Genomic DNA, 12,880 nt, shown 5'->3' with positions numbered 1-12,880 from the left:
GCAGTATATGCGTAAACTGTTAAATACGTTATACATTACTTCACCTAGCAGCTATTTAACACGTGAAGGGGAAAATATAATCGTCAAGGCGGAGGATCGTGATCCTCTTCGAATGCCGATTCATATTTTGGAAAGTATCGTAACTGTGGGGTATGCAGGTGCAAGTCCGTCTTTGATGCAGCTGTGTGCAGAGCGTGGAGTCTCCTTATCGTTTTTACAAGAGAATGGGCAATTTATGGCAAGTGTACATGGGAAGACAACTGGGAATGTGCTGCTTAGACGCAAACAGTATCGGCTGGCTGACGGTGAGGGAGCAGCCATTTATGCGAAGAGGTTTATTTTTGCTAAAATCGCCAATTCAAGAACAGTATTAAATCGGGCTATACGCGATCATGGATCAAATATTGCATCAGATAAAGTGAACAAAGAAGCTGATTTCTTAAAAAGGTATCTAAATAAGGTGTTAACTGTTCCTAGGCTGGATGATATACGAGGCATTGAAGGAGAAGCAGCACGCCGCTATTTTTCGGCATTTAATGAGTTGATTTTGGCAGATAAAGAAAGTTTTTATTTGAGGGGGCGTAATCGTCGACCTCCTCTTGATCGTGTTAATGCGCTATTGTCTTATACATACACCTTGCTTCGATTAGAAGTTCAATCCGCACTCGAAACGGTGGGTCTTGATCCTGCGGCGGGCTTTCTCCATCGTGATCGCCCAGGAAGACCAAGCCTTGCGTTGGATTTAATGGAAGAGTTACGGGCTTATATGGCAGATCGTTTAGTGCTTTCCCTTATCAACCGTAAGCAGATTCAAGCGAATGATTTTACTATTAAAGAAAACGGGGCAGTGTTGCTAAAGCCGGATTTAAAGAAAGAGCTGATTACGGCTTGGCAAAAAAGAAAGCGTGAAGAAATTCGTCACCCATTTTTGGATGAAGTCATTCCAATTGGTCTGCTTCCTTATAGCCAAGCATTGTTATTGGCAAGGACGATTCGAGGAGACTTGGAGGAATATCCTCCATTTCTGTGGAAGTAGGGGGTAAATCCAATGATGATTCTAGTAACGTATGATGTGAATACGACGACGCCCGAAGGCCGAAGACGGCTGCGACAGGTTGCGAAGTGCTGCCTAAATTACGGACAGCGTGTTCAAAACTCTGTTTTTGAATGCATGGTAGACCCTCTGCAATTCAAGCAATTGAAAGATCAGCTATCTAAGGAAATTAATGAAAATACTGATAGCCTGCGCTATTATTTGCTTGGTGCCAACTGGAAGAAGCGTGTGGAGCATGTAGGTGCCAAGGAAGGCTATGATCCTGAAGGGATTTTGATAGTGGATTAGTTGTTAAGATACACTTATTATGAAACGGGAAAAGATTAGGTGTATTGATTTAGAACAATATATTTAAGTCGAAATTACTGAATAAATTTTTGCTGTGCGAACCTTAAGCGCCCATGAATTTCCTAGGAGGTTCGCACACTGTATTTTATATGGCGGGTTGCAATAATAGTATTTATTTTAGCTCATTGATTAGACTGGGTAGATAAGGTTCGCGGAAAATATGTATTTTTCCCGCGCTAGTGAAGGCTTTTCATGGTATGCTGTCGCTCTCCGTACGAGAGCGTGGATTGAAACATCCGAAGGGCCGCGCTCCGAACCGCGCGTGCAGGTCGCTCTCCGTACGAGAGCGTGGATTGAAACTCTTCAATCCCTGCCGTGAAGTCTTGGAAGGAACTAGTCGCTCTCCGTACGAGAGCGTGGATTGAAACTATGATCGGTGCAGGAATTGAAGATGGAGACATAGTCGCTCTCCGTACGAGAGCGTGGATTGAAACCGGTCGATAAAAGTAATGAGTCCCATTTCTGGCGGTCGCTCTCCGTACGAGAGCGTGGATTGAAACCGATCTGCCCGAACATATCAACACCTTGCCGGATGTCGCTCTCCGTACGAGAGCGTGGATTGAAACGGACGTTATCCCGAATTGTTTCATCATCGTGTCAGTCGCTCTCCGTACGAGAGCGTGGATTGAAACCGTCCCTGCTTATATCTCGCGTAAACAGGAGACAGAGGTCGCTCTCCGTACGAGAGCGTGGATTGAAACCAGGTTGCATTAACCTGGTCACCGTCTCGGCTGGTCGCTCTCCGTGCGAGAGCGTGGATTGAAACTGCGGGGGTGCGTAATACAGCACTCGGCGGGGCTAGTCGTTCTCCATGCGAGAGCGTGGAATGAAACGCAATTCAATGACTGACCTGATCGGCGGAAATATTTTAATTTAAAAAACTACAATAATTTACAAACGAAAAAAGATGTTTTTAGTCATGAAGACTCATGAATTATTTTGTCATTCAATAGTATACTTAATGTTGAAATATATCCCAATATTTCAAATTTTATATTATTGAAAGGTGTGTTGTGATTTTGAAGAAGAGCAAGTTAGTTTTATTAGGTATGGTTATTATGTTGTGCATGATTTCTGCTATTCCTGTCTCTGCCCAATCGGTAACTAATTCTAACTCCAATGTCATTGCTCCTGCAGCATATTGTCCGTCGTGTACGATGATTGGCCTTCCGTATCCTAAGAAAGATTATTCCCGCTCTGATTTTATTGGTGCAACTATTCAATATAACGGTTATACATACCGTTTCTTGGAAATAGATGATAGCTTGAGCACTTCCACACGTTGGTGGACGGTATGGTATAGATAATTTGATGCCCATTGCTCCTATAGTTTAGAGATCGCTTTCCATGTGGGGGCATAAAGCTTAATAAGAAAGCTTCAATGATGTTGCTTTAATTAGAACCCAATAAACAAAAAAACGGCTGTCGAGCATCCTCGACAGCCGTTTTAACATTCATTACCGCATTTCATTCCTCAATCCATCTACTATTTCGTCACACTACTCAGCTTATAAGCCCCATCAGCGAGCCTGTTCGTATTTGCAAAGTCGACGCCCGGCGCATTCGTTTGCGGGCTGATGATCGCAATGGCGATATCATAGGTTCCCGCAGCAAGTCCGGTGACGGGGATCGAATCGGTAATCGTATAAGTGCCTGTTTTCCACGTGCGCAAATCAACGGTTGTCGTCTTCTTCGCGACGATCGTATTGCCGCTGCGCAGCTGGATTTCGACTGGCCAGCCGAATGGGAAGTGCTGAACACCTTTATTTTCTACCTTAATCGTTGTCGCAAGCGAGCTTCCGGTTATGGCAGATGGATGCGAAATTTCCTTCACGACAAAATGATAGCCCATCCGTTTTTTCAGGGTGTCTATATTGCTTTGCAGCGTATTGCCTACGGCGAGCGAAGCGGGCGAGTTGGGACCGAGCCAGCTTGGCTTGCTCAGCTCCGTCTGGCGTTGCGTTTCCGTAAAGCCGCTGCCCGTAGTGAGCGCGGCAGTCATGCCGGACGCTCCGCCATAAAATTCCCCGCCAGAAATGCGCGTCTCCCAAAAGTTAGCGTGCGCAGGCTGCTGCTGGCCGATGTCGTCCCAGTAGCCATTTTGCGTGCCGGTATACCAGCCCCAATCCGCATCGAAGCTGTCTTTATGTCCGAACACATCGTTAAACATGCCCATTACCATGCCTTTATTGTTCGTTTTGGCAAGCGCAATGCTGCGTCTGATCAGCACCTGCATTTTGTCCTCTTTGCCGGCGAAGGCATCAATATAATGCTGCACATATTGATTCGAAATCGCATTTGGTGGGAAAGCGCCCGTGTAATTGGCTTCGCCATTTGGCCCTACATAAGGCCATGTGTGAAATTCCGCCCAATGGCCAATCGAGCCAATTTGCACAAAAGCGACCGGACGTTCATTTGTATTATACCGGGCGGCGATCGCTTCAATAGCGAGCTTATGCCGCTCTATTAAATAAGCAGAGCTGTAGTTGGGCGAAAAGCCCATATTGTTGCCGGTGCCCATTCCGCCTGTCGTATCGTTATAAGCGGTGCCTGGAGATTGGCCGAGGGCGACCATCTCATTATAAAGCCAATCGGGAATATCCCGGTGCGCTGCGCCAGTTGGGCTGTCTAGAATAAACCGCAGCACAACTTTTACGCCTAGGCTGTTCCAATGAGCAAAATTGTTCGTCGCTTCAATGGCAGCGAAATTATACGTTCCCTTCGTCGATTCAAGCTCCTTCCAAGTTACCCCAGCATAAACGAGCTTGTGCTGCTGGGGGTAGCCAGTCGTTTTAGCCGATGGAGCCCAGCCTTTAAACGGGTTATTAAGCGGGCTGTCGAGCTCAACCGGGTATGCGACCGTTGTCGCTCCGCCAGGGTCGCCCGAACCGCCGCTGGAAGTAAGTAAATAAGAGGGCAGCGTCTGGCTTGCCGCAGGCAGCCGCGAGGTTGTGGAGTTGTTATCAATATAGCCAGCTTGAATGGTGCTGCCAGCGCTGATCTGTAAAGTGGCCAGAGGTATGGCGACTTCAATAACGGTTGAGCTGCGGAAAAATTGGGAGGAGGAGAGGGTGGTATTGGCATTCCAGCTCCAGTTGCTGCCGGTTCCTGCATAGCGGTATAACCCGGCATTTTCCAGCAGCCATTCGATGCCAGTAGCGCCCCAGCCTGATGCCTGATAGCCCGTTGCGGTATTGTTGTCGATATTCAGCCAAAAGCTGCCCGTTGCCGTGCTTAAGCCTGAGCCTTGAATGAGCAAATAAAGATTTGTTCCATCGTTTGTCATTTTGAAGCTTTGAGCGGCTCCCGTACCTGTAGCGAGCGCGTTAATGCTGCTCCAATCGCTTACATTGCCATCGACCGTAATGGTAGCGGCTTGTGCTCCCGGAACGGTGCCAATCGGTTGAAAGATCGCGAAGATGAGCGCAAATATCAAAAATAAATGAACCAATAGCTTTTTGTTGCCGGCTGCTTTAAACATGGTAAACCTCCTTGGGTATAGGGTTGTCCCGTTAGGACCTTCAAGCGAACGAATGGCCGTCTATCCTTCCATTTTACAGGTAAATCACCTCCCTTCAGCAGAAAAGCGGCTTGTCCAAAGCTTGTCCAAATCTGCCTTTAATTTGTTACCTTCATGAGAGCATTGTAAGCGGGATCATCTAGATGATGGATTTTTAAAATTGAAAATTTGCGGCAAATAATTCGAGGGATTTTCATGATGCAGAAGTCGGTTATATGTTGCATTATAGGCGATACGAACATACAGAACAAGAGAAAATTTCCAATTCCCACATGAAATTTGCCTAAATATAAAGCAGTTGACAAACTTCAATTCCATGTAATAATCTATATCAAATGAATTAAATTTGCGGCAAATACTTAACGGGATGAAAAGAGAGGTGTGACAAACAGTATCTTGTAAGCGTTTTATAACTATGAAAAACTGATGAAACCTCAGTTAATTCAAGGTTTTTAGCGAATATCAATTTATTTGCCGCAAATATAGCGAAAAATTAGCCAAAAATTAATTGACAACATAGGCGAACTGTTTTACTATCGTAACAGAAGCAAAACTTTGTTAGATAACCTAACATGAGACGCGGTGAATAACGAATACCGCTAAATTAATGACAACGGAGTGTGTAGACATGGGGAACATTAGAATGGCTTTTATCGGTGTCGGCGATATGGGGTCGCATCATTGCATCGGTTTTGATTTGCTTCCGGATAGTGATGTTCGTTATATCTGTGATATGAACGAAGCTAACGTAGCGCGTACCGTTGCTGAGCTTAAAAACAGCAGCCCGGTTATTGTGACGGATTACCGTGAGCTGCTTCATAAAGAGGATTTGGATGCGGTCGTCATTAGCGTTCCGAACTATTTGCACCGCGAGGTCGCCGTTGCTTTTCTGGAGGCAGGCAAGCATGTGTTTCTGGAGAAGCCGGTTGCCCACACGATTGAAGATTGCGATGCCATTATTGAAGCAGCGGAAAAATCCGGTCGCATTTTGCAAATCGGACTCGTTTACCGTTATTCCAACTTGTACCGCCGGATGGCCAAGGAGCTGGAAAATGGGCGTCTGGGCGATGTGAAGCTAATGTGGTGCAAGGAGTTCCGTGATCCATTCCCGCCAACCGAATGGTTTTATGACAAGTCGAAGTCGGGTGGTGCGATCGTCGAGAAGGATTGCCACCACTTTGATATTTTCAACTGGATGATTCAGGCGAATCCGGTACGCGTATTTGCTTCCGGCGGCCAGCATGTGATGAAGCAAGGACAAGAGAACATCATTACCAATTCCTACAGCCATTATCCAGCGAAAAATATTTCCGATACGTCGATCGTCGATCACGCCTTTATTACGATTGATTATGACAACGGCAGCAAGGCGAACCTCGGCCTTTGCATGTATTTGAAGCCAAGAAACTTGCTTGGCGAAGGACTTGAAATCGGCTTAATTGGCGACAATGGCGGACAGATGGTCGCGCGCAATGACAAGACGATTGATATCGTCGGCGGCGAGGATTGGACGAAGGACCATCTCGATATTGATGTATCCTCGGATTCCATTATGGGCGGCCATACGGGCGGCCAAACGCAGCGTATCGATTTCCTGAAATGTGTAAGGGAAGGCAAGCAGCCGTTTGCAACGGCACAGGTTGGCCGTAATGCGCTGCTGATCGCGCTGGCTGCCGAAAAATCTATTTTAGAAGAACGGTATGTCTATCTAGAAGAAATCACTGGCTAAGGGGTGTCATGATGAATAGCTTGCGAAAATATGACACATTGCTGTTTTTCCTGTTTATTATGCCGTGGATCATTGGTTTTACGATCTTCTTCCTAATTCCATTCGGCACTTCGGTGTTTTACGCCTTTACGGATGCGAAGCTGCCGGGCGCGGTCAATTATAACTTTGTCGGCTTCGATAACTTTATTCATATGATCGATGATCCGATTTTTCTGAAAAGCTTGCTCAACACGATGTATTTCGTCGTTTTCGGTGTGCCGATCGTAACGGCAGGCATGCTGGTGCTGGCGATGCTGCTTAATTTTAATGTGAAGGGCATTGCCTTGTTCCGTACCTTCTATTACTTGCCTACGCTTGTGCCGATTGTGGCAACCGTCATTATTTGGCGGCTCGTCTTCAATGCGGAATTTGGCATCTTGAATGCGGGGCTCGGCTTGCTCGGCTTCGACAAAATCGATTGGATCGGCGGCGAGCATACGATTAAGCCGGTTATCATTTTGCTGCAAGTGTGGATTTCGGGAAGCGGGGTGCTGATCTTTCTGGCGGCGCTCAAAAACGTGCCGAGGCATTTGTATGAAGCGGCTGAAATTGACGGGGCGGCTGGTGTTCGCAAATTTTTATCCATCACGCTGCCGATGATCAGTCCTTCCATTTTGTTCGTCATCATTATTCAAACGATGTACAACTTTCAAATGTTTACGGAGGCGCTGCTGCTCTCCAAGGGCGGCCCGAACTACGCAGCTTATACATTTGTCTACAATATTTACAAATCGGCCTTTACCGACTTGAAGTTCAGCATGGCGATGTCACAATCGATTTTCCTGTTTGCGCTGATCTCGCTCGTCACCTTTGTGCTGATGAAAATATCGAATCGCTTCGTTTATTACGAAGGAGAGAGATAGGGGGATCTATATGAATGGCGGGCAAAAGAGCAGCATTACAGCAACGGTCTCCAAGTATGTATTGCTTCTCGTAGCGTTGGTGTTATTTGTAGGGCCTCTCGTGTGGATGCTCTCAACCATGATGAAGACGAAGGCGGAGACGTACAAGGTGCCGCCGACTATTTTTCCAGAACATATGAACTTTGATGCGTTTGAACGATTGTTCGCCGTCCAGCCCATGATGTGGCAGTGGATTCAAAACTCATTTGCGATTTCGTTTTTCGTCGCCTTGGGCGCTGTCGTTTCCAGCTCCATTGTAGCTTATGGATTTTCGCGTTTTGCGACGAAATACCGGGATAAGCTTTTTCCGATCGTGCTGCTGACGCTGATGATTCCGCCATCTATTATGATGATTCCATCGTATGTGCTGTTTTCGAAGCTGGGGTGGATCGATACGTGGCTGCCGCTGATCGTTCCGGCCTGGCTCGGAGGCGCCTATTACATTTTTCTGTTCCGGCAATTTTTTCTGACGATACCGCAGGAGCTTGATGAGGCGACTTATCTCGATGGCGGCAATCGCTGGACCGTATATGCGAGAGTCATTATGCCGCTGTCCAAGCCGATTATTATTACGACGATCATTTTCGCTTTCGTCAACTCGTGGCTCGATTTTCTCGGACCGTTTCTGTATATCAAAAATAATGAGCTGTTCACGCTGAGCGTTGGCCTGCAGCTGCTGATTGGACAAACAAGCCAGGATTTCCCGGCGCTTGCGGCTGGTGCTTTTATTAGCATCATTCCGATTGGCCTGCTTTATTTCTTCGCACAACGCTATATTGTGGAAGGGGTGGTGCTGACGGGCTCCAAAGGATAGTCGCGCGTTCTGGTTCTGGTTTTCTTGCTTTCTACATGATGTAAAAGGGGAACTGTATATGAAAACGAAGAGCAAATGGAAGTTGAGTGTAGGTACTACGTTGTTGGCTGCGTCTATTCTTGTAACGGGCTGCGGAGGCGGCAATGCAGGCGGACAGACGAATACGGCGAATCCAGCAAGTGCGGGCGGCAATTCAAGCGCGCCAGCTGAAGAGGCTGTAACGATTACCTATTCCCAGTGGGGAACGGCGGAGGAGCTTCAGCGCACACAGGAATTGCTAAACAAGTTCATGACGGCTAATCCGAGCATTACGGTCAAGCTGGAAGGCAAAGACTGGGGCAGCTACTGGGACGGACTGACGGCGAATGCCGCTGGCGGTACGCTTCCAGACGTATTCAAAACCAGCTATGCTTATGTAGAGAAATATGCGGAGCTGGGCATTTTTAAAGAGCTGGACGGCTTGCTCGCCGATAATAAATTTGATTTGAACAATGTGGATCCGAGCTTGCTGGGTCTTCATAAGTATCAGGGCAAGCAGGTGTCGCTGCCCATTGATGCGAACGTTATCGTATGGTACTACAATAAAGCGTTGTTCTCTGATGAAAAAACAAACCCGCTGAAGGCACCGATGCCATCGCTTGAGCCAACTTGGGATGAAATTACCGACATCGCAACGAAGCTGACGTTTGATAAAAACGGCAAAAACGCAGGCGAAGCGGGCTTTGATGGCAAAAACATCGTGCAATGGGGCCTTTCGATTTCCCCAGGCTCGACGATGGACTGGTTCCTGGAGCCTGAGCTGTGGTCGAATGGCGGCAAGCTCGTCAATGATGATGGAACGCTTGCGCTCGATACGCCGGAATCGATTGAAGTGCTGCAATATTTTATTGATTTGACGAAAAATAAAAAGATCAACACAACGCCTGCGCAAATCGAAGGGCTTGGCGGCCAAGTCAACCTTGCGATTACAACGGGCAAGGTTGCAATGAATCCGGGCGGCAGCTGGAACACCGCCAACTATAAAGAAGCGGGCATTGATTACGGAATTTCTTATTTGCCGAAATTCAAGACGAACCAAACGGTTGTCCAGCCAGCAGGCATGGCAATCAGCGCTAATACGAAGCATGAAGCGGCAGCTTACAAGCTGTTGGCATGGCTTGCGGGCCCAGAAGGGCAGACGGAGCTGGCGAAGCAAGGGTATTCGATTCCGGCTAACAAAGCGGCATCGGATGCATATATCGAAACGATGGGCGAAGCGAACAAAATCTTCCTTGATGCCCAGCAGTACGGCATCGTATCGCCGTTCACGGCGAAGAAAACCGATCTCGTATGGACGTATGGCGAGCAATCGCTTAAGCTTCCACTTGCGGGCGAAGGCGACCTAATGGCGGCGATTAAGGAATTGACTTCCAAAGTAAACTAAGACGAAAAATAACAGCAGCATTGGAACCGAGCTTAAGGTTCCGAGCTGCTGTTGTTTTGTGTTTGTGTAAGGTATGGCCTATAGAATGCCGATATAATAGAAAAGGTAGCCACGGGGCCATCTATCTGGCAAAATAACAGAGGTCTACAGCATACTGGCTGCCACGAAAGTGGAGCATACCTCAAGGAGAGGATCGTTCGCCATGAAAATGAATAAATATGTAACAGCCATGCTCGGCATGGCGGTATTTACCTTGCTTGTCATCGGTGTTTCGGGACCGGACGTTTCGGCGGAGGGAGCCGAATATTATGTCGCAACGATGGGCAATGATTCCAATGCCGGTACGATAACCGCGCCATGGAAAACGCTGCAGCATGCAGCTGATGTGGTGCCAGTTGGAAGCACAGTTTACGTTCGGGGCGGCGTGTACAACCAGAAGCTGAACATAACCCGTTCCGGCTCGGCTGCGGCAGGGCCAATCATCTTCACGAATTACGCAGAAGAGGTGGCTGTTATTGATGGCACGGGTCTGACGGCGAGTGGTGCGGAAGGGCTCGTTAGCTTGACCGATGTCAGCCATGTGACTATTAAAGGCTTGGAAATCCGCAATTTTACAAGCACTTCGAAAAATGAGGTGCCAATAGGCATCTATGTAAGCGGAGCTGGAAGCCATATTAGCCTACTGAACAATAAAATTCATGACATTAAAAATACTTCGACGCCGACAGGCAGCGATTTGCTGGGCCGCGATGCTCATGGCATTGCCGTATATGGGACGAAATCGCCGGCTTCGCTGAACAATCTGACGATTGACGGCAATGAGCTGTACAATCTGGTGCTGGGCTCCAGCGAATCGCTAGTGCTCAATGGCAATGTGGATACGTTCTCGGTCACGAACAACCTGATCCATGATAATGATAATATCGGCATTGATCTCATTGGCTTTGAAGGCACAGCGCCAAGCACCACTTATGATCAAGCGCGTAATGGTCTTGTGAAGGGCAACAGAGTTTACAATATTACGTCAAATAACAACCCTTCTTACGGCAAGAAGCTGCCAAACAACAGCAACGCAGCGGACGGCATTTATGTCGATGGCGGCAAAGACAGCATCATTGAGCAAAACTACAGCTATAACAACGATATTGGCATCGAAATTGCTTCCGAGCATAAAGGCAAATCAACGAGCAATATTACCGTTCGCAGCAATATCATTTACAACAACCGTCTAACCGGTATTGCAATGGGCGGCTACGATAAGCAGCGGGGCTCCACGACAGACAGCAAAATCGTCAACAATACGCTGTACAAAAACGATACGCTCGGCGATGGCAGCGGCCAGCTTTACGTTCAATTCGATACGAAAAATAACATTATTAAAAATAACATTATGGTGGCCAGCTCGTCAGGCGTCCTCATTTATAACGAATATACGCAAAACTCCGGCAACATCGTCGATTACAATTTATATTTCACGCCAGGCGGAAGCTCGGATGCCTACTGGGTTTGGAAAAATGTCGAGTATGACGGCTACGCTGCATATAAAGCCAATTCCGGCAACGATTCGCATTCCTTATTTGTTGATCCTAAGTTCGTAAATGTCTCATTGAATGATTTCCATCTGCAAGCGACGTCCCCAGCTATTGATGCTGGCGATACAGATGCCGCAATTATCGGGTTACTGGATATGGATGGCCAGCCGCGTGTACAGGGGGCTGCCGTTAATATTGGTGCAGACGAGTAACGGAAGAACTTAAGCAGGCAAACGGTTAAAAAGACGCAAAAAACGCCAGGGAAAGCAAGCTTCCCTGGTGTTTTTTTTGCTGTTAAGAAACGGCGATTTCCTTGACTTCCCCGGGGCTGGACTATAATATTATATTTGCCGCAAATTATTGTTAGACAAATAAAATTTGCCCCAATTATATTCGGGCTTATATCTATTGCTTGGGTGAAGAGAGGAATCAGGAATGGCTAAACTGAAAGATATAGCGGATCGCGTTGGCGTATCCATCTCGACGGTTTCACGCGTAATGAAGAACGATGCGAATCGCTCCGTTAGCGACGAGACCCGTAAAAAAATTTGGGAAACCGCCGAGCAGCTTGGCTATCGCACGCTTCGACCGGCAAAGAAGAAAAAGGCAGAAGCCAAAACAGCCTACAGAATTGGCTGCGTAGTTGCGATTCCGCAAAACAAATACAACAACCCGTATTTTTCCGTCATATTGGAAGGGATAGAGAAGGAGCTTGCCGCCTCAGGCATGCGCCTCGAATTCGTATACAGCATTGAGAAGGAAACCGATACCGAGCAGCTGCAAGCGCTGGTGAAGGAGCATCAAATCGACGGCATGCTCGTGGTGGAGAGGATTGATCCTGAAGCGTACCGCTGGATTAAAGCGAATGTCCGGGCGGTCGTCGGCGTCGATATTGCCGATCGGGAGATTCCCGTGGTCAGCTACGACCGGGAGGCGGCTGCGAAGGAAGCTGTGAACCATCTTATCGCGCAAGGCCACCGTCATATCGCCTATATTGGCGGCTCGGAATACAAGGACGACTTCCGTGCGGAAAAACGTTTTCTCGGGTATCAAAGCGCCTTGAAGGAAGCGGGCTTGCCGATTGATGATGAATGGGTCATTAATGTGAAATGGGATGTGGCGCTCAGCTACGAGCTGACGAAGCAGGCTTTTGCGAACAATGCGCAGCGGCCGACGGCTATTTTTGCCGCCAGTGACATGATGGCCATTGCGGCGATGCGCGCAGCGACGGAGCGCGAGCTGAAAATTCCCGATGACATTGCTTTTTTTGGCGTCGATAACATTGAAATATCCGAATTTACTTCGCCGCCGCTTTCGACCATTCATGTGCCCAAGCTGGAGATGGGCATGTTCGCAGTCAAGCTGCTGATTGATTATTTGGAAAATCAATATGAAATCGCCGTCAAAATGGTCATACCTTATCGCTGCCTGCTCCGCCATTCCACCAGCAGCAAGCTTACACATGCAACCCCATAACACGGCTTCGTAAGCAGCTATAGTCAAGCTTTAGGGGCCCGCA

Annotated in this window: 10 protein-coding genes and 1 CRISPR repeat array; of the genes, 9 read left to right on the top strand and 1 reads right to left on the bottom strand. The window is 47.6% G+C overall.

The annotated features are described in order from the left end of the window. The first annotated feature begins 7 nt into the window (after positions 1-7). The 3 genes from cas1c to AC50Y5_RS16465 all read left to right on the top strand — a co-directional run bounded on the left by cas1c (position 8) and on the right by AC50Y5_RS16465 (position 2,709). On the top strand, positions 8-1,036 hold the full coding sequence (gene cas1c, locus AC50Y5_RS16475; RefSeq protein WP_056042041.1) for a type I-C CRISPR-associated endonuclease Cas1c: 1,029 nt from the start codon (positions 8-10) through the stop codon (positions 1,034-1,036). A 12-nt stretch (positions 1,037-1,048) separates the two neighbouring features. Next, entirely contained in the window at positions 1,049-1,342 is a 294-nt protein-coding gene (gene cas2 / locus AC50Y5_RS16470; protein ID WP_056042040.1) for a CRISPR-associated endonuclease Cas2, read from the top strand. Positions 1,343-1,604: 262 nt separating this feature from the next. Next, positions 1,605-2,235: a CRISPR direct-repeat array (repeat unit 32 nt; unit sequence GTCGCTCTCCGTACGAGAGCGTGGATTGAAAC). 186 nt (positions 2,236-2,421) lie between these two features. Further along, positions 2,422-2,709 (top strand): hypothetical protein, encoded by a 288-nt coding sequence (locus AC50Y5_RS16465; RefSeq protein WP_155973525.1) that lies wholly within the window; start codon positions 2,422-2,424, stop codon positions 2,707-2,709. A 179-nt stretch (positions 2,710-2,888) separates the two neighbouring features. On the opposite strand, the gene AC50Y5_RS16460 is transcribed toward AC50Y5_RS16465, so the two are convergent. Continuing rightward, positions 2,889-4,883 carry a DUF4832 domain-containing protein gene (locus AC50Y5_RS16460; RefSeq protein WP_056042037.1) on the bottom strand — a complete coding sequence of 665 codons (1,995 nt, stop codon included), beginning with the start codon at positions 4,881-4,883 and terminating at the stop codon, positions 2,889-2,891. A 667-nt stretch (positions 4,884-5,550) separates the two neighbouring features. Between AC50Y5_RS16460 and AC50Y5_RS16455 the strand changes: the two genes are divergently transcribed. From AC50Y5_RS16455 to AC50Y5_RS16430, 6 genes are all read left to right on the top strand, one after another. After that, entirely contained in the window at positions 5,551-6,651 is a 1,101-nt protein-coding gene (locus AC50Y5_RS16455) for a Gfo/Idh/MocA family protein (protein ID WP_494862137.1), read from the top strand. 8 nt (positions 6,652-6,659) lie between these two features. Beyond that, the gene (locus AC50Y5_RS16450; protein WP_494862135.1) at positions 6,660-7,553 is read left to right on the top strand and encodes a carbohydrate ABC transporter permease; all 894 of its coding nucleotides are present in this window, start codon (positions 6,660-6,662) and stop codon (positions 7,551-7,553) included. A gap of 10 nt (positions 7,554-7,563) precedes the next feature. Next, positions 7,564-8,406, top strand: coding sequence for a carbohydrate ABC transporter permease (locus AC50Y5_RS16445; RefSeq protein WP_494862133.1), 843 nt, complete (start codon positions 7,564-7,566; stop codon positions 8,404-8,406). Between the two features lie 58 nt (positions 8,407-8,464). After that, positions 8,465-9,829, top strand: coding sequence for an ABC transporter substrate-binding protein (locus AC50Y5_RS16440; protein WP_494862131.1), 1,365 nt, complete (start codon positions 8,465-8,467; stop codon positions 9,827-9,829). Between the two features lie 238 nt (positions 9,830-10,067). Beyond that, a complete protein-coding gene (locus AC50Y5_RS16435; protein WP_494862329.1) occupies positions 10,068-11,573 on the top strand; it encodes a right-handed parallel beta-helix repeat-containing protein in 1,506 nt (501 codons plus the stop codon). A 223-nt stretch (positions 11,574-11,796) separates the two neighbouring features. Beyond that, entirely contained in the window at positions 11,797-12,837 is a 1,041-nt protein-coding gene (locus AC50Y5_RS16430; protein WP_494862129.1) for a LacI family DNA-binding transcriptional regulator, read from the top strand. Positions 12,838-12,880 lie beyond the last annotated feature (43 nt).

This window comes from Paenibacillus sp. JT22N7 (assembly GCF_059383875.1).
The sequence above is the reverse complement of the archived record's forward strand: the minus strand, read 5'-3'. Positions and strand labels throughout refer to the sequence as shown.

Excerpts from the sequence above, each read along its gene's own strand:
- cas1c (WP_056042041.1), top strand. The coding sequence starts at position 8 with ATGCGTAAACTGTTAAATACGTTATACATTACTTCACCTAGCAGCTAT.
- cas2 (WP_056042040.1), top strand. The coding sequence starts at position 1,049 with ATGATGATTCTAGTAACGTATGATGTGAATACGACGACGCCCGAAGGC.
- AC50Y5_RS16460 (WP_056042037.1), bottom strand. The coding sequence starts at position 4,883 with ATGTTTAAAGCAGCCGGCAACAAAAAGCTATTGGTTCATTTATTTTTG.
- AC50Y5_RS16455 (WP_494862137.1), top strand. The coding sequence starts at position 5,551 with ATGGGGAACATTAGAATGGCTTTTATCGGTGTCGGCGATATGGGGTCG.
- AC50Y5_RS16450 (WP_494862135.1), top strand. The coding sequence starts at position 6,660 with ATGATGAATAGCTTGCGAAAATATGACACATTGCTGTTTTTCCTGTTT.
- AC50Y5_RS16445 (WP_494862133.1), top strand. The coding sequence starts at position 7,564 with ATGAATGGCGGGCAAAAGAGCAGCATTACAGCAACGGTCTCCAAGTAT.
- AC50Y5_RS16440 (WP_494862131.1), top strand. The coding sequence starts at position 8,465 with ATGAAAACGAAGAGCAAATGGAAGTTGAGTGTAGGTACTACGTTGTTG.
- AC50Y5_RS16435 (WP_494862329.1), top strand. The coding sequence starts at position 10,068 with ATGGCGGTATTTACCTTGCTTGTCATCGGTGTTTCGGGACCGGACGTT.
- AC50Y5_RS16430 (WP_494862129.1), top strand. The coding sequence starts at position 11,797 with ATGGCTAAACTGAAAGATATAGCGGATCGCGTTGGCGTATCCATCTCG.